Raw genomic sequence first — 16,187 nt, 5'->3', positions numbered from 1 at the left:
CGGCATCAAGGGGTTAGGATGATTGCCCAATGAACTTTGCCTGTGTAGGGGGTTGTACAGGTTCAAGGCCCGCATAAGGAGCCGTAAGAGGAAAAGCCATGACTGCACCCATTCGTGAAAATCTTTCGGGGCTTGATCTGCGCGCAGAAATTGATCGTCTGCGCAAAGAGCGCAATGCCGTGATCCTTGCCCATTATTATCAAAAGCCTGAAATTCAGGACTTGGCCGACTTTGTGGGCGACAGTCTGGAATTGTCCCGCAAAGCCGCTGAAACCGATGCCGATGTCATCGCCTTTTGCGGCGTGAAATTTATGGCCGAGACGGCCAAAATCTTGTCGCCCGAGAAAATCGTCGTGCTGCCCGACATGGACGCTGGATGCAGCCTTGAAGATAGCTGTCCGCCGGAACAATTTAAGCGTTTCCGCGAAGCCCATCCCGACCATATCGCGCTGACCTATATCAACTGCTCGACCGAGGTGAAGGCGCTCAGCGATATCATCGTTACGTCGTCCAGCGCGGAAACCATCATCAGCCAAATTCCGCCGGAACAAAAAATTATTTTCGGACCAGACCGCCATTTGGGCGGCTATATGAATCGCAAATTTGGCCGCGACATGCTGTTGTGGCCGGGCGTGTGCATTGTCCACGAAGCGTTTAGCGAAACCGAATTGCTGAAGCTGAAGGCGCAATATCCCGATGCTCCGGTGGCGGCGCACCCCGAATGCCCGCCGCATATTGTCGACCATAGCGACTATGTCGGCTCGACCAGCGGTATTTTGCAATTCGCCAAAAGCTTTGATGGTGACACGCTGATTGTGGCAACCGAGCCGCACATCATTCACCAAATGCAATTGGCGATGCCTGACAAGAACTTCATCGGCGCGCCCGGTGCGGACGGAAATTGTAGCTGCAATATTTGTCCCTATATGGCGCTGAACACGATGGAAAAACTCTATCTGGCGCTGCGTGACCTGACCCCGCGTATCGAAATGGACGAAGAATTGCGCCTTGGGGCCAAGCGTAGTCTGGACCGGATGCTCGAAATGGCCAGCGGGACGGTCGGCAAGGGCGATTTGGGTCGCCCAGCCTGATCGGGCGATGGGGGCTTTGCTGATCGGCTGTAATGATGGCCGTTTCGCGCTTAATGAGCCTGCATGAAAGATATAAAAAAGGCCGCTGATTTTCAGACGGCCTTTTTTATGCTCTTTTTTACCGGATGTGACCCGCGTCACTGTTGGGGCCGGCCGGTTGATCTAGAGAAGAGGTGCGACCTGAGGCGGTATCTGAATGGATATCGTCTTACTCTCCCGACCGCCGCCCCTTCGTGCGGTCGGGAACCTTTCTAATCCACAATCATTGATAGTTCATCGGTCAACCGATGCCATGACGCGATAAGGCGCGTGGACTGATTTGGAGTATAGGGTTCCGGCCTTGCTTCAATATGTGGAGAGAGAGTGTTGCACACGATCATCACAATGTCCGGCATAGGTAGATCCGTCAGGTCTTTCGGCCTGTTCACAAAGCCGCATTTCTTTCAATACAGCTTATCAAACAGGGTGATGACACTTCATCAGTCTTGTGGTCTCTTTTTGACATCATGACTATTTGAAAAAGCGTGACGCTGTTCCTACTGTGTTGAGTGGATGTGCGGAAAATTTGATTGATGTTCGCAGCATTTTGATATGATCTTTGTCATATGAAGATGTAAAATAGTCACACGCTCCGAAATATTCCATTGGGGAAGGGAGCATATTAAAGGGGTTCGGGTTATGGACTTCATTATTGCACTGATCGTGGGTGGCGTTATCGGTTGGCTGGCCAGCATTGTGATGCGCACAGACGCACAGCAAGGCATTTTCCTGAATATCATCGTGGGTTGCGTGGGCTCTATCTTGGGCCGCTTCTTATTTGGTGCCTTTTTGGGTGGTGGGCATTTGCGCGGAAACGCATTTGATCCCATGACTTTATTGACCGCATTTATTGGTGCCATTGTTCTGTTGGCGATCGTCAATCTGTTCCGTCGCGGCAGTGTGCGTTAAGCAATTTAGCCCACAGATCTGGCCGCAACCATTGTGAAATGCACATGGCTGCGACAGACTTATGGACAAGAGACAGGCGCCATCCTTGGGGGTGGCGCCTTTTTTATGTCGGTCTTGTTATGAATTTGAACCGAATTTCGAAACGAATGGCTGACCGATTCAGCACTTGTCAGTGGTGATGTAAGCGGATAACACACCTTGTGAAAATGGTATCCAAGATTTTTACGGCGACTTTGGCGATCATCTTGCTGAAACTTAGTCGATAAATCATGGCTTAAAGGATTTGTGCGTGGACAATCGGGGGCATGAAATTGCGTTAGACGTGGACGACCGGACCATGGTTTCGGCCACGGATGGCGATGCAAGTCGGCGCAAAAGGGTGTTTTTGATCCTGTCCTTGATTTTGGCGGTGGTCATTTTGGCGGGCGCTTATGCGGCCTTTTCTGTGATGCGCAGCGGCAATGAAGGCGATGCAGCGACCAAGGGCCGAAATGCCCCCCGCGTGACCGTGCTGGTTGCGAGCAACCGCTCTGTTGAGACTATCTTATCCGCCACAGGATCGGTCGCTGCACGCCGTGAAATGCCAGTCGGCGTGGTGGGCGAGGGCGGCCAAGTCCAGCGGGTGCTGGTCGAACCCGGCCAGTGGGTGAAGCAAGGGCAGGTTTTAGCGGTGATTGACCGCGACGTGCAGTCCCAGCAAGCCGAGGCTTTGTCAGCCTCTATTCGGGTGGCGCAAGCGGATGCCGAACTGGCACAAGCGGAACTGGCGCGGGCGGAGGCATTGGTTTCACGCGGATTTATTTCGAAGGCGGATTTGGACCGCAAACGGGCGACCCGTGATGCGGCACAGGCCCGTGTGCGTGTCGCGCAGGCGCAATATCGCGAGTCTTTGGCCCGTAACGCGCGCTTGAATATCGTTGCTCCGGCGGGTGGGCTGGTGCTGACACGTGACGTGGAGCCGGGTCAGATTGTCGGTGCTGGCAGTGGAACTTTGTTCCGCATGGCCCGCGACGGCGAAATGGAGATGCTGGCCCGCTTGTCCGAGGCGGATTTGCAGCGTGTGTCTGTCGGGACGCGCGCCACGGTCACGCCAGTGGGTACGGATTTGACGATCACCGGCCAAGTTTGGCAAATATCGCCTGTTGTCGACCCGCAAACGCGGCAGGGGACTGTTCGGATATCGGTTCCCTATCATATGTTATTGCGCCCCGGTGGCTTTGCGGACGCGCGTCTGATTGTCGGGGCGGGTGAAGCCCCGATGTTGCCCGAAAGCGCGGTGCAAAGCAGCCCCGACGGCAGCTATGTTTTGATTGTTGACGACAAAAATATAGTGCGTCGCCGGAATGTTACCGTTGGCACCGTCACGGACCAAGGGGTTGCCATTGCTGGCGGCCTGACGGGGGGCGAGAAGGTGGTGATTTTGGCGGGTTCCTTCTTGAATATTGGCGATACGGTCAAACCGGTTGTTCAGAAGGTCACACCTTGATCGTGATACTCGATTGACCTTGCCTATGGCAAAGATGAGGGGCCGAATTGCGGTGATAATAAGATTGGCCGTGGCCCCTTAGTCCGAATAAATTCACAAGATGAAAATATGGCCTGACAAGCGTTTGACGTTCATTTTTGCTGAATAATCAAAAGAATGAACGTCCCAATCGGGTTTTGATGGGATGGCATAAGGGCGAGTAAGATGGACCTTCGCAATATTTCCGCATGGAGCATCCGCAATCCGGTGCCGCCCATCGTTGTGTTTTTGCTGTTGATGCTGGCGGGGATCGTCAGTTTCAACCGCATGGACATTAACGACATGCCCGATGTCGAATTTCCCATGGTGATTGTGGAGGTCGCCCAGCCCGGCGCTGCACCCAGCGAGTTGGAAAACCAAATCAGCCAGCGTATCGAAGCGGCGGTGCGCGCTGTGAATGGCGTTGATGAGATTAGTTCCATTGTCAGCGAGGGCAGCAGCCGGACGATGGTGCAATTCGCCATCGGTATGCCCATTGATCGGGCCTATAATGATGTGAATCAGGCCGTGTCCCAAATTCGGGGTGATTTGCCAGACGGAATTTTGGAACCGCGTGTGTACCGTGTGGATGCGGTGGGTGGGCCGATCAGCTATTTTTCGGTTGAAGCGTCAGATATGACGCTGGAGCAACTGAGTTGGTTCGTCGACAATACGGTGGCCAAAGAATTATTGTCGGTGAATGGCATGGCTAGCGTGACCCGCTCGGGTGGTGTGTCGCGCGAAATTCGGGTGCAAATGGACCCCGCACGGATGCAAAGCTATGGCCTGACGGCCAGTCAGGTGAACCAACAATTACAGCAAATTAACCTCAATGCTGCTGGTGGACGAACCGAGATTGCAGGGTCGGAACAGGCTGTGCGTGTGTTGGGCAATGCCGGCAGCGCCGTGGAATTGGCCGAAACGCGCATTTCTTTGGGTCAAGGACGTACCATTCGCCTTGGCGATATTGCGGACGTTAGCGACGCTTATGCGGAACAGCGTGCCATGGCCAAGATGAACCAGCGGCAAGTGCTGGCCTTTGCGATTACCAAAGCCAAAGGCGCATCAGATGTGGCGGTTCATGACGAAGCCGTGTTGAAATTGGAACAATTGGCGGCGAATAACCCCAAGGTGAAATTCGGCACGCTGTTCACCATGACCGAATATATCAAAGAACAATATGACAGCGCGATGCTGATGATGGTCGAAGGGGCCATTTTGGCCGTGGTCGTGGTGTTTTTGTTCCTGCGCGACTGGCGGGCTACGGCGATTTCAGCCTTGGCTATTCCGCTGTCGGCCATTCCGACTTTCTTCTTCATGGACTTAATGGGCTTTTCGCTCAATTCGCTGTCGCTGCTTGCTTTGTCATTGGTGGCGGGGGTGTTGGTCGATGACGCGATTGTGGAAATCGAGAATATCGTCCGCCACATGCGGATGGGCAAATCAGCCTTTCAAGCGTCCATTGACGCGGCTGACGAAATCGGTTTGGCGGTTGTGGCGACGACCATGTCCATTGTTGCGGTGTTTTTGCCCGTCGCCTTGATGCCGGGGATTTCCGGCCAATTTTTCATTCAATTTGGGATGACCATTGTCTTTGCGGTGCTGATCAGTCTGGCTGTGGCCCGTATGATTACGCCGATGATTGCGGCCTATTTTCTGGCGGCACAAGGCGAGGATAAGCATGGCGAAGGGCCGGCGATTGACCGTTATGAACGGGTGCTGGCATGGACATTGAACAGCAACGGCCATCGCCGCCGCCGTGCCCATGCTGTGCCCGCAGCATTTCGTCCGACATTTTGGATTGTCCCATTGTTGGTGGGCGTGGCGGCCTTGGCGTGGCAATTTTCCAAATTTGTCGCGCCTGTTGGACCCGGTATCGCGCCGCCGAGTGCAGCGGTCTTTTATCTGGTGATTGGGCCGCTGTCGCTGATCATGGCGTCGTTGATAGCAATGCTGTTGATGATCGTGTTGGGCAGTTTGGCCTATAAGCTGGGCGTGAAAAACAATGGTTTTGCACAATGGGCCTATTTTATGGCCCAGCGTTTCTGGGCACGATTATTTGATCATCGTGTGTGGGTGCTGGGTGCGGGTGTTGTGGCGTTGCTGTTGACCTTGGTAATTTTCACACAGGTACCACAACAGTTCCAGCCCACGATGAACAGCAACAACAGCGAAGTGGTGTGGGAATTGCCGCCCGGAACCACATTGGCGCAAAGCGAAGGCATTGCAGAAGCCATTGACGCGGCGTTGAAAACCAGCCCTGACGTTGAAAGCGTGATGCTGGATATCAACATTGGGTCGGGCAGCGGTTATGTGACTTTGAAGCGTGATCGCAAAATGAAAAGCGTGGAGTGGGAGCAGCAGATGCTCTCCAAGCTGACGGAAATACCCGATGCACGCATTTCCTTCCGCAGCCAAAGTCATGGCTTCTCTAGCCGTGATATTACTTTGGCGATTGGTGGTGATGATCCAGCAGAGCTGGAACTTTATGCCCAGAAAATTGTGGCAGAAATGTCAGAATTGAAAGAAATTCGTGCGCCGCGTATTGAGGGGGACACCCCACGTCCAGAAATTTTGGTCAAGCCAAGGATGGATTTGGCCGCCGATTTGGGCGTGACGACAGCGGCACTTAGTCAGACGATCCGTATCGCCACCTTGGGTGATATTGATCAAAATGCTGCCAAATTCTCCCTGTCCGATCGTCAGATCCCCATTCGGGTTTTGCTGGCAGAGGACAGCCGTCGCAGCTTGGCAACCATCGAAAATCTGCCCGTTCCGACATCGCGCGGCACCACTGTTCCGCTAAAGTCCGTGGCAGAAATCAGCTTTGGCGTCGGGCCGACGCAAATTCGCCGTTATAATCAGACCCGCCGCGTGGTGGTGGGCGCTGATTTGGCACCGGGCGTCAAGGCGGGCGTGGCACAGGCGAAAATCGATGCGCTGCCGTCCATTGCCAAAATGCCAGACGGCATCCGCAAGATCGTACAGGGCGACCAGAAATTCCAACTGGAATTGATCAGCAATTTCGCCATTGCCGTGGTGTCGGGCCTGATGATGGTCTTTGCGACCTTGGTTTTGCTCTATCGTCGTTTCCTGTCACCATTGGTCAATATGACGTCCTTGTTGCTTGCGCCTTTTGGTGGGTTGCTGGCGCTGTGGTTGACGGGTCAGCCCATTTCTATGCCCGTCTACATCGGCTTGCTGATGCTGCTGGGGATTGTGGCCAAAAACTCCATTTTGCTGGTCGATTTTGCGCTGGAAGAAATGGAACGCGGTGTACCCAAAACAGAGGCGCTGCTGGACGCGGGCCGCAAGCGGGCGCAGCCGATTGTCATGACCACCGTCGCCATGGTCGCGGGCATGGTGCCTACCGCTTTGTCGCTGTCGGGTGACGGGGCGTGGCGTGCGCCAATGGGCATTGTGGTGATTGGCGGACTGATTGTATCGACGCTGTTGACATTGGTGATTGTGCCAGCTGGTTTCAGCATTGCCGACAGTCTGGAACGCCGCTTGGGCCGCTATTTGGGCAGCCGTCTGCTGACCTATCGCGAAGGGGACGACCAACCCAACCCCAACATTGGCCCGCATGGCCCCAGCAGCGGCCATGTGTCGGCGGGATAAACCCCACCATAGCAGGGGGCATAAAGATGCTCCCTGCTTGCAACCAATGGGCGGACGCGCCATTTTGACCTTATGACGTCTATGAACCACCGCGCCGCACCCGATGGCGCAAGGGCTGCCCCACCGTTGCCGGAACTGTCGCCTGTTCGGGGCCTTGCCATCCCCACTGGCGGGCGCGATATTCGCTTGGTTGCGACGGGCCTGTTGATTGTCATGGCGTTCATTTTTATCGGGGCAAAATTTTTCCAAGATGCGCACCCGATGGTGGGTTATATCCGCGCCTTTGCCGAAGCGGCGATGGTCGGCGGCTTGGCGGATTGGTTTGCGGTGACCGCCCTGTTCCGTCACCCGATGCGCCTACCGATACCGCATACCGCGATTATCCCACGCAACAAGGATCGGATTGGTGACACGCTGGCGCAATTTTTGCTGACCAACTTTTTACTGCCGCGCTTGATTGCCCGCAAAATGCGCGATGTTGATGTGGCAGGGGCGGTCGGGCTCTTTTTGTCATCGCCCGCCCAAGGCGGCGAGCGTTTAAAGGCAGGGGCGTCACGGATTTTTGCCGATGCGCTGGGGGCGCTCGACCATCAACGGCTGGGCGGCATGGTGAAATCGGCGCTGGCGGACCGCCTAAGGGCGATGAATATTGCGCCCTTGTTGGGGCAAGCGCTGCAAGCCGCTTTGGCAGAGGGGCGGCATCAGCCGTTGTTGGACAATGCGGTCCGTTGGGGCAGCGGGGCGCTGGACAGCAACGCCCATTTGATTCACCAAATGGTGCATGACAATAGCAACGCCTTGGTGCGCCTGACGGGGCTGGATGAAAGCATCGCCAAACGCATTGTCGCAGGGCTTAGCAAATTATTGACCGACATGGCGGCCGAACCCGATCATCCGCTGCGTATCCGAACCGAGGAATCCTTGGCCAAGCTGGCGCAAGATTTGCAGCATGACCCCAAGGTTCAGGCGCGGGTGGCGCGCATCCGCGACGAAATGCTGGACAATGCCGCCGTTAAAAATTGGCTGGACGGTCTGTGGGAGCAAGGGCGGGCGGCGTTGCTGCGCGCGGCGCGCGACCCCGATACGTTGCTGGCGGGGCGCATTGGCGAATTGACGGGGCAATTTGGCGCGATGTTGGGCAATGACCCCGCCTTGCGCCGCACCTTGAACCGCTATTTCCGCCGCGCGATGATTGGCGTGGTGGAAAGCTATGGCGAAAAGGCCGTGCATCTGGTGTCGGACACGGTGCGAAGCTGGGATACCAAAACCATTACCGACCGGCTGGAACAAGCGGTCGGCAATGATCTGCAATATATTCGGATTAACGGCACTTTGGTCGGCGGCCTGTGCGGATTGGTTATCCACAGCGTGGATATGCTATTTTAACCCCTGTTGGCAGGCAGTTAGCCCGCTGCGATAATCGGCATAGCGTGGCTGCCAGCCCAGCAGGCGTTTGGCGCGGCCATTGGCGACGCGGCGGTTTTCGGCATAAAAGGCCAAGGCCGCGGGCGATAAATTGGCTTGTTCCAGATTTTGCAGCACTGGCACGTCCACGCCCAACAGCGCCGCGCCATATTCGACCAAATGATTTTGCGGGCAAGGATGATCGTCGGCCAGATTATACACGCCCGCTGGGCCGCGAAAGGATGCGATAACCCCGCTCGCCAGATCATCGACATGAATACGGCTGAAAATTTGATGGGACATATCAATGCGGTGGGCACGGCCTTGGCGGATACGGTCCAACATGCTGCGCTGCGGGCCATAGATGCCGGGCAAGCGAAAGACGCGGACATCAGAACGCAAGTCCTGCCATGCCTGATCGGCCGCGTTGCGGGCAGGGCGGCGGCCCTTGATCGGCGCGCTTTCATCGACCCATGCGCCGTTCACATCGCCGTAAACGCCGGTGGAGGATAAATAGCCAATCCAACGGGCAGGGGTCAGGGACAGCGCCTCACCATAAAGCGCCAGAACGGGGTCGCCCCCGCTATCGCTATCACCATCTTTGTTTGCACCGCTTTCCGGCGGGACGGTGGACAAAATATGGCTGCTGTCCGCCATGGCGCGCAGCACGGCGGTGTGGTCGTGAAAATCTATCTGGTTTTCGCTGGGGGAGCGGCTGGTTCCCACCACGTCCCAGCCCCGCGCGCGCAGGCGGTTGGCGATATGTTGGGCGCTATAGCCCATTCCAAAAATTAGCATCTGACTCATGCGGCTCTTATTGCGCCTTGTGCGCGCAATGCCTAGTTTGTTGTGATGACAGACGCATCCTCCACTCCCCCGCTGCCCGTGACCATCCATCGCGGTGATTATCGCCCCTATGAATGGGCGATCCCTGAAATTCATATGGATTTCCAATTGGATGTTCAGTGCAGCAAAATCACGTCGCAAATGCATATCACGCGGCAAGCCGCTGCCCCCGCGCCATTGTTGCTGCGCGGCGATGGGTTGAGCGTCGCTGGCGTGCGCGTCGATGGTCAAGATTGGAATGATTGGGCCATGGTTGGTCCCGATTTGCGGATAGAATTGGGGGAACGGGAAACGGCCATTGTGGCGGTGGATACGATCATTGACCCATCGGCCAACAGCCAGTTGATGGGCCTATATGCATCGGGCGGCATGTTATGCACCCAATGCGAGGCCGAAGGGTTTCGCCGCATCAGCTTTCATCCCGACCGCCCAGATGTGCTGAGCCGCTATGTGGTGCGGATGGAGGGGGACAAGGCGCAATTCCCCATCTTGCTGTCCAACGGCAATTGCATCGACAGCGGCGATGGCGCGGATGGCCGTCATTGGGCGGTGTGGGAAGACCCATGGCCCAAGCCCAGCTACTTATTCGCGCTGGTGGCGGGCGATCTGGTGGCGACCAGCGATGAATTTATCACCATGTCGGGCCGCAAAGTTGCGCTGAACATATGGGTGCGGGCGGGCGATGAAGGGCGCACGCTTCATGCCATGCAGGCGCTGAAGAACAGCATGGATTGGGATGAGCGCGTCTATGGCCGCGAATATGATCTGGACCTGTTCAACATCGTCGCCGTCAGCGATTTCAACATGGGCGCGATGGAGAATAAGGGCCTGAATATCTTTAACACCCGCTATATTTTGGCGGATGCGGACACCGCGACCGACGCCGATTATGATGGGGTGGAAGGAGTGGTCGCCCATGAATATTTCCACAATTGGTCGGGCAATCGCGTCACCTGCCGCGATTGGTTCCAACTGAGCTTGAAAGAAGGCTTTACCGTATACCGCGACCAATGTTTCAGCGCAGATATGGGGTCGGAAGCGGTCAAGCGGATTGAGGATGTGCGCATTTTGCGCGCCGCCCAATTCCCCGAAGATGCGGGGCCATTGGCGCATCCCATTCGGCCTGAAAGTTTTCAGGAAATCAGCAATTTCTATACCGCGACCATTTATAATAAGGGCGCGGAGATTATCCGTATGATGGCGACCTTGCTGGGCGCAGAGCGGTTTCGTGCGGGCACGGACCTATATTTCGACCGCCATGATGGCGAAGCGGCTACCTGCGAAGATTTCGTCCGCGCGATGGAAGACGGCGGCCAGATCGACCTGACGCAATTTCGCCGCTGGTATGAACAGGCGGGCACGCCGCGCCTGAATATGGCGTTGGAACAAAATGGCGCGGAATGGACTTTGGTGGTGCAACAAAGCGTGCCCGCCACGCCCGGTCAGCCGGACAAATTGCCGATGATGATGCCGCTGCGCCTGAAAGCCTTTGCAATGGATGGCAGCGATCAAGTTGTGGCCGATCAGGTCTTTACACTGCACGGGGCCGAAGAACGCATCGCCCTTGGCCGCTTTGACAACAGGCCTGCTTTGTCGATCAACCGCGCCTTTAGCGCGCCGGTGATCGCCCAATTTATGCGCGGTGCGGGTGAATTGGCGTGGCTGGCCGCGCATGACGATGACCCCTTTGCCCGTTACGAGGCGCTTCAGCAATTGATGCTGGATGCGCTGGTGGCAATGGTGTCTGGCGGGGGCGACGACACCGACAAGGCTGCGGTGATCGACGCCGTGGCGGGAACGCTGACGGAGGCCGCCGCAGACCCTGCCTTTGTCGCGGAAGCCATCGCCTTGCCCAGCGAGGCCTTTATTGGCGACCAGATGCTGGTGGTCGACCCCGACGCCATTCGCGCGGCGCGTTTGGCCCTGCAATCGGCGATTGGGCGGGTATTGGAGGCGGATTTCCGTGCCCTGCTGACCAAGGCCGCGCCGCCTGCATCAGATTTGTCGCCCACCGCCAAGGGCGGTCGCCGCCTGCGCGGCGTTGCCTTGACCTATTTGACGGCGGCGGGTTTTGTCGATGCGCCGCAAATGGCTTTGGCGATGTTCCGACAGGCGGACGGCATGACCGAACGTCAGGCGGCGCTGGCTGTATTGGCGCATGGTGACAGCGCGGAACGCGAAACGGCGCTAGCGGAATTTTACGACCGTTATCACAACAATGCCTTGGTGCTGGACAAATGGTTTCAGGTGCAAAGCTGGTCGATGCGCGATGACACACCCGAAGCGGTGGAGCGATTGGCTCAGCACCCCGATTTCACCTTGTCCAACCCCAACCGCGTGCGCGCCCTTTATGGTGCGTTGACGGGCAATCAGGCGGCATTCCACCGCGCTGACGGCAAGGGATATCAGTTGATCGCCGATTTGGTGATCGCGCTCGACAGCAAAAATCCGCAAACTGCCGCACGCATGATCCCGCCTTTGGGCCGGTGGAAGCGGTTCGACGAAGGCCGTGCCGCGATGATGCGCAGCGCGCTGGAACGCATTTTGGCGCAGCCCGGCCTGTCGCGTGATGTCACCGAGCAGGCATCGAAAAGCCTGCTCGCTTAATCAAATCACTCGATTTAGGTGGTGGAGAACAGCTTGGTTCCCACCACCCCAATCACGATCAACGCCATAAAGCCGATTTGCACGGTGCTGATTTTTTCACCGAACAAGATGGTGCCGCCAATAATCACGCCCACCGCGCCAAGGCCGGTCCAAATGGCATAAGCGGTGCCCGCATTAATTTCGCGCATCGCATAGGCCAGCAGCGCCATATTTACAAAGCTGAGGGTGATGGGCACGGCGGATACCAGCCAGCTTTCGGCCGATGCAGCCCATTTCAGGCTGAGCGCCCAACAAATTTCGGTAAAAACAGCAATGCCAAGGATGATCCAGCCCATGGGCGGTCCTTTCCTGTTGCGGGCTCGGAAAGGAAGGGCGTCAGCCGGAAACCCGAAAGAGGCTGACGATATTCATGGTTGGCGGGGGCCTATAGATAAGGAAAGCGCGCAGGGCAAGATGCGGGTAGGGCGTCCGTCCGCGAGCGCCCTGTGATAAGGCTTGCTGTCCGGAGGGGCAGTTGGCGCGCTCCTCCGTCTACTTATAGGGGATGATAGGCCGCGACTGACCCTAGCTGGCGGGGGTGGTGGTCAGCCAGTCGCTGATTTCCACCGCCATGCGATTGGCGGCATTTTGCAGGGCGAGGCCGCTGCTGCGCGCCGCTATTTTGCCAGATACCGGCTCACGCGCTTCGAAACGGCGCTGGGTAACGGTTTTCCCAGCGTTATTCACCAGCATGGCTTGATAGACGATGACCGCTTGGTTGCTGCGGGCATCGACCCCAAATTCCAGCAATTCGCCCGCCAGTTGTTCGCCAGGCGCGGTCAGATATTGCCCTTCGTCCAGCACCACGCGGCTGCTGCGCGCAGCGACCGTGGCGCTGACCAGATGTTGGAACAAACGCTGCGGTGCTTCCACCCATTGGGCGTCCGCGACATAAGCGACGCTGCCTTGGTCTTGCTGCACCGGAATGCGCGTGGTTCGCAATTTTTGCGGGGCGTTGGGGACCAAGATGGTCAGCGTATTGCCCTGTGCGGCGGTGCGCGCTTCGCTGGTGCTGGGCTGGACGGCGGCGTCAAGCGTCAGCAAAAAAGGCGGAGACTTTCCGCCGCCCAAGCTGACGCAGCCTGACAAGGTGATGGCCACCGTGGCCACCAACAGCGGGGTTTTCCAGCCGCGCAAAGCAGCGTTCATACGGGACATGGGGGTCATGTGGGTCATGGCGGTGGATTATCCCTTATGGCTTATAATCGGGCAGGCGGCTGCCGCTGATTACGGCGCCAGCACCTTGTTGGTCCAATTTGTCGGTCAGGCTAGACAGGCTGGACGATGTACGGCGCAAATCGCGGATCAGGGCGTTCGCCTCTGGAATGGTGGTGTCGCTGAAGGTTTTTAGGCCGGGGCGTGCATCGGCAATCGCGCCTTCCAATGTCTGCATCGAGTGGTTGGCCGATTGTAGCGTGTCGCGCAAATGGCGCATGGCTGGGTCGATATTCCGGTCAATCGTCCCTTGGGTGGATGATGCCAACTTGCCAATTTGCTCGGCGGCCATACCCGTTTGCTGAATGGCCAGACGCGTGTCGGCCAAAGCTTGTTCAATGGCTGGCCCGTTGCGGGCCATGATGGCGGTGGTGCGTTCGACATTGGCCAAAATGCCCGCGATGCTTTGCTGGTTCCGGTCGTCCGCCAGTTCCGCCAAACGCTCGGTGAGGGTGGACAGGCGTTGCAGCAATTGCGGCGCGGTGTTCAGTAACTCGCCAAGGCCGCCTGTGCGGGTCGGGATGACCGGCTTGCCCGCTGGCCCTTCGTCGGTGATCGGCGGTGCGCCCTTGACCGCGCCGTTCAGCGATATTTGCGATACGCCCGTAAAGCCCACGCCTTCCAATGCGGCGGTGGTGCCTTGTAAAACCGGCACATCCTCCTGAACCTCGATGCGGACACGCACAAATTGCGGGTCATCGGGCCATAGTTGGATTTCCTTGACCTGACCGGCGGGAACACCCGAAAATTGGACGGCAGAACCCTTGTTCAAACCATCCACCGATTGTTTGAAAAAGACATCATATTCCCGCTTTGCGCCGCCGCTGCTATTGGCCATCCACACCACGAAAATGGCAATCGCCGCCGTGAACAACAGGACGAATAACCCCACCAAGACATTGTTTGATCGCGTTTCCATGCTCGTTCCTACACTGTCTTTGCGCCGTGGGGCGTGGCGGTTTGATTGCCGTTTGCCGCAGCGCGGCCGCGCGGGCCATTAAAATAATCTTGTATCCACTCATGCTCGGTGGCCAGCAATTCGTCGATGGTGCCGATGGCAATCACCTTTTTTTCGGCCAGCACGGCGACACGGTCGCAGGTGGCATATAGGCTGTCCAGATCATGGGTGATCAAAAAGACGGTCAACCGCATGGTATCGGCCAATTCGCGGATCAGCCGATCAAATTTGGCCGCGCCAATGGGGTCCAGTCCCGCCGTGGGTTCGTCCAGAAACAGCAAGGCTGGGTCCAAGGCCAAGGCACGGGCCAGACCCGCGCGTTTGACCATGCCGCCCGACAATTCCGCAGGGAATTTGGGCGCCGCATCGGCAGGTAGGCCAACCATCGCCACTTTATAGGCAGCGATTTCATCCATGAATTTATTGTCCATGCGCGGATAATATTCGCGTATTGGCACCTGAATATTTTCGGCCACGGTCAGCGTCGAAAATAAAGCCCCGCCTTGGAACATCACACCCCAGCGGCGGCGCAGTTCGCGTCCTTCGCGTTCATCGCTGATGGTGTCCAGCGTGCTGCCGAAAACCTCTATCTCGCCAGCTTCAGGGGTTTGCAGGCCGATGATCGAGCGCATCATCACCGATTTTCCGGTGCCTGACCCACCGACAATGCCCAGAATCTCGCCGCGTTTGACGTCCAAATCCAGCCCGTCATGCACCAGCGTGTCGCCAAAGCGGTTGACCAGACCGCGAATACGGATCGCGAATTCATAATCCTCGACATGCAGCACAGGGGCATCTTCGTCTGTTTGGCTGAACATCAATTCCACCCAATGCTAGAGAAGAAGACCGCGAACATGGCATCCAACACAATCACCAGAAAAATCGCTGCGACCACCGCCGATGTTGTGCGCTGGCCGACTTGTTCGGCATTTTGGCGCACTTGCATACCCTCGTAGCAACCCGTGACGCCGATCAAAATGCCGAATACTGGCGCTTTTAGCAGCATGATCCACACATCGGTCATGGGAATGATATCACGTAGGCGCTGCACATAGGTCAGCGGAGGAATTCCCAAACCAACCCAGCAAAACACACCGCCGCCAATGATCGCGCAAATGCTGGCGTAAAAGCCCAGCAATGGCATGGTGATGGTGGATGCTGCAACACGCGGAATGACGATGGCCTCCATGGGCGACACGCCAATCGTCCGCATGGCGTCCACTTCTTCGGTCAATTTCATCGTGCCGATTTGCGCGGCAAAGGCTGAACCCGAACGGCCCGCGACCATGATCGCGGTCATCAACAAGCCCAATTCACGAATGGAGGCACGGCCCACCAAATTAATGGTGAACATTTCCAACCCAAACTGCCGCAATTGCACGGCGCCTTGTTGGGCGATGACGACACCGATCAAAAAGCTCATCAATCCAATGATGGGCAGGGCGTCCCACCCAACGGTTTGGAAACGGGTGACAATGGCGTTCCAGCGCAAGCGGCGGCGTGAGCGGATTTGGTTGACCAGCGCAATCAGCAACTCACCGAAAAATCCGATGATGCCCAGAAATTCATGCCATGTCGAAAGGCTGGCGGTGCCCACTTCGTCCAGCAAACGTTTCCATGCGGGTAGGCGGTCCGCCTTAACCTTCGTGTCGCCGTCAATTTTCAACAAAGCGCCCAGCAGACGCAAGGCGTCATCGCCAGCGCCCGTGACCTCGGCATCATGGGCGCGGGCGGTGCGGGTCACCAACCAAGCGCCAACGGTGTCGATCCGATCAAGGCCGGACAGGTCGATACGGCTGATATCGCCCAATTTCCCCAAGCGTTCGGGCAAATCGCCCAAGCGGGCCAGTGTCAGGCGACCGGTAAGGAAGATTTCAGCGCCATTTGCGCCATCTTTTGTTTCGAAGTCCGCGCTTGTCGCCATGGTGGATCGACTTTGGCGCATTTTCCCTGT

Annotated in this window: 12 protein-coding genes; 6 read left to right on the top strand and 6 right to left on the bottom strand. The window is 57.0% G+C overall.

Going from position 1 to position 16,187, the window contains the following annotated elements:
• Positions 1 to 98 precede the first annotated feature (98 nt).
• From nadA to LKO31_RS08265, 5 genes are all read left to right on the top strand, one after another.
• Positions 99 to 1,091, top strand: coding sequence for a quinolinate synthase NadA (gene nadA / locus LKO31_RS08285; protein ID WP_227689823.1), 993 nt, complete (start codon positions 99 to 101; stop codon positions 1,089 to 1,091).
• A 678-nt stretch (positions 1,092 to 1,769) separates the two neighbouring features.
• Positions 1,770 to 2,039, top strand: a complete 270-nt coding sequence (locus tag LKO31_RS08280) for a GlsB/YeaQ/YmgE family stress response membrane protein (protein ID WP_227689822.1) — start codon at positions 1,770 to 1,772, stop codon at positions 2,037 to 2,039.
• Between the two features lie 337 nt (positions 2,040 to 2,376).
• On the top strand, positions 2,377 to 3,525 hold the full coding sequence (locus tag LKO31_RS08275) for an efflux RND transporter periplasmic adaptor subunit (protein WP_265104614.1): 1,149 nt from the start codon (positions 2,377 to 2,379) through the stop codon (positions 3,523 to 3,525).
• A gap of 204 nt (positions 3,526 to 3,729) precedes the next feature.
• The gene (locus tag LKO31_RS08270; protein ID WP_227689820.1) at positions 3,730 to 7,164 is read left to right on the top strand and encodes an efflux RND transporter permease subunit; all 3,435 of its coding nucleotides are present in this window, start codon (positions 3,730 to 3,732) and stop codon (positions 7,162 to 7,164) included.
• Between the two features lie 81 nt (positions 7,165 to 7,245).
• Positions 7,246 to 8,550, top strand: a complete 1,305-nt coding sequence (locus LKO31_RS08265; protein WP_407699264.1) for a DUF445 domain-containing protein — start codon at positions 7,246 to 7,248, stop codon at positions 8,548 to 8,550.
• Here the strand turns inward: LKO31_RS08265 and LKO31_RS08260 are convergent.
• Positions 8,542 to 9,375, bottom strand: coding sequence for an SDR family oxidoreductase (locus LKO31_RS08260; RefSeq protein ID WP_227689819.1), 834 nt, complete (start codon positions 9,373 to 9,375; stop codon positions 8,542 to 8,544). The genes LKO31_RS08265 and LKO31_RS08260 overlap by 9 nt on opposite strands.
• Positions 9,376 to 9,420: 45 nt before the next feature.
• On the opposite strand from LKO31_RS08260, the gene pepN reads away from it, so the two are divergent.
• Positions 9,421 to 12,021, top strand: a complete 2,601-nt coding sequence (gene pepN / locus LKO31_RS08255) for an aminopeptidase N (RefSeq protein ID WP_227689818.1) — start codon at positions 9,421 to 9,423, stop codon at positions 12,019 to 12,021.
• A 14-nt stretch (positions 12,022 to 12,035) separates the two neighbouring features.
• Here the strand turns inward: pepN and LKO31_RS08250 are convergent, their stop codons facing one another.
• From LKO31_RS08250 to LKO31_RS08230, 5 genes are all read right to left on the bottom strand, one after another.
• Positions 12,036 to 12,356, bottom strand: a complete 321-nt coding sequence (locus LKO31_RS08250) for a DMT family transporter (RefSeq protein ID WP_227689817.1) — start codon at positions 12,354 to 12,356, stop codon at positions 12,036 to 12,038.
• 229 nt (positions 12,357 to 12,585) lie between these two features.
• Positions 12,586 to 13,236 carry an ABC-type transport auxiliary lipoprotein family protein gene (locus LKO31_RS08245; RefSeq protein WP_227689816.1) on the bottom strand — a complete coding sequence of 217 codons (651 nt, stop codon included), beginning with the start codon at positions 13,234 to 13,236 and terminating at the stop codon, positions 12,586 to 12,588.
• A gap of 16 nt (positions 13,237 to 13,252) precedes the next feature.
• The gene (locus LKO31_RS08240; RefSeq protein WP_227689815.1) at positions 13,253 to 14,194 is read right to left on the bottom strand and encodes an MlaD family protein; all 942 of its coding nucleotides are present in this window, start codon (positions 14,192 to 14,194) and stop codon (positions 13,253 to 13,255) included.
• Between the two features lie 8 nt (positions 14,195 to 14,202).
• Entirely contained in the window at positions 14,203 to 15,051 is an 849-nt protein-coding gene (locus LKO31_RS08235) for an ABC transporter ATP-binding protein (protein WP_227689814.1), read from the bottom strand.
• A complete protein-coding gene (locus LKO31_RS08230; RefSeq protein ID WP_227690581.1) occupies positions 15,051 to 16,157 on the bottom strand; it encodes an ABC transporter permease in 1,107 nt (368 codons plus the stop codon). Before LKO31_RS08230 ends, LKO31_RS08235 begins: the two co-directional genes overlap by 1 nt.
• Between the last annotated feature and the right edge of the window lie 30 nt (positions 16,158 to 16,187).

The sequence above is a fragment of the Sphingopyxis yananensis genome, assembly GCF_020687785.1.
In the GTDB taxonomy this organism is placed as follows: domain Bacteria; phylum Pseudomonadota; class Alphaproteobacteria; order Sphingomonadales; family Sphingomonadaceae; genus Sphingopyxis; species Sphingopyxis yananensis.
This window is presented reverse-complemented; position numbering and strand designations above follow the sequence as displayed.

What these genes read in the sequence shown, in the direction of transcription:
- LKO31_RS08280 (WP_227689822.1), top strand. Translation starts at nt 1,770, where the DNA reads ATGGACTTCATTATTGCACTGATCGTGGGTGGCGTTATCGGTTGGCTG.
- LKO31_RS08260 (WP_227689819.1), bottom strand. Translation starts at nt 9,375, where the DNA reads ATGAGTCAGATGCTAATTTTTGGAATGGGCTATAGCGCCCAACATATC.
- LKO31_RS08270 (WP_227689820.1), top strand. Translation starts at nt 3,730, where the DNA reads ATGGACCTTCGCAATATTTCCGCATGGAGCATCCGCAATCCGGTGCCG.
- LKO31_RS08250 (WP_227689817.1), bottom strand. Translation starts at nt 12,356, where the DNA reads ATGGGCTGGATCATCCTTGGCATTGCTGTTTTTACCGAAATTTGTTGG.
- LKO31_RS08265 (WP_407699264.1), top strand. Translation starts at nt 7,246, where the DNA reads ATGAACCACCGCGCCGCACCCGATGGCGCAAGGGCTGCCCCACCGTTG.
- LKO31_RS08235 (WP_227689814.1), bottom strand. Translation starts at nt 15,051, where the DNA reads ATGTTCAGCCAAACAGACGAAGATGCCCCTGTGCTGCATGTCGAGGAT.
- LKO31_RS08275 (WP_265104614.1), top strand. Translation starts at nt 2,377, where the DNA reads ATGGTTTCGGCCACGGATGGCGATGCAAGTCGGCGCAAAAGGGTGTTT.
- pepN (WP_227689818.1), top strand. Translation starts at nt 9,421, where the DNA reads ATGACAGACGCATCCTCCACTCCCCCGCTGCCCGTGACCATCCATCGC.
- LKO31_RS08245 (WP_227689816.1), bottom strand. Translation starts at nt 13,236, where the DNA reads ATGACCCACATGACCCCCATGTCCCGTATGAACGCTGCTTTGCGCGGC.
- LKO31_RS08230 (WP_227690581.1), bottom strand. Translation starts at nt 16,157, where the DNA reads ATGGCGACAAGCGCGGACTTCGAAACAAAAGATGGCGCAAATGGCGCT.
- LKO31_RS08240 (WP_227689815.1), bottom strand. Translation starts at nt 14,194, where the DNA reads ATGGAAACGCGATCAAACAATGTCTTGGTGGGGTTATTCGTCCTGTTG.
- nadA (WP_227689823.1), top strand. Translation starts at nt 99, where the DNA reads ATGACTGCACCCATTCGTGAAAATCTTTCGGGGCTTGATCTGCGCGCA.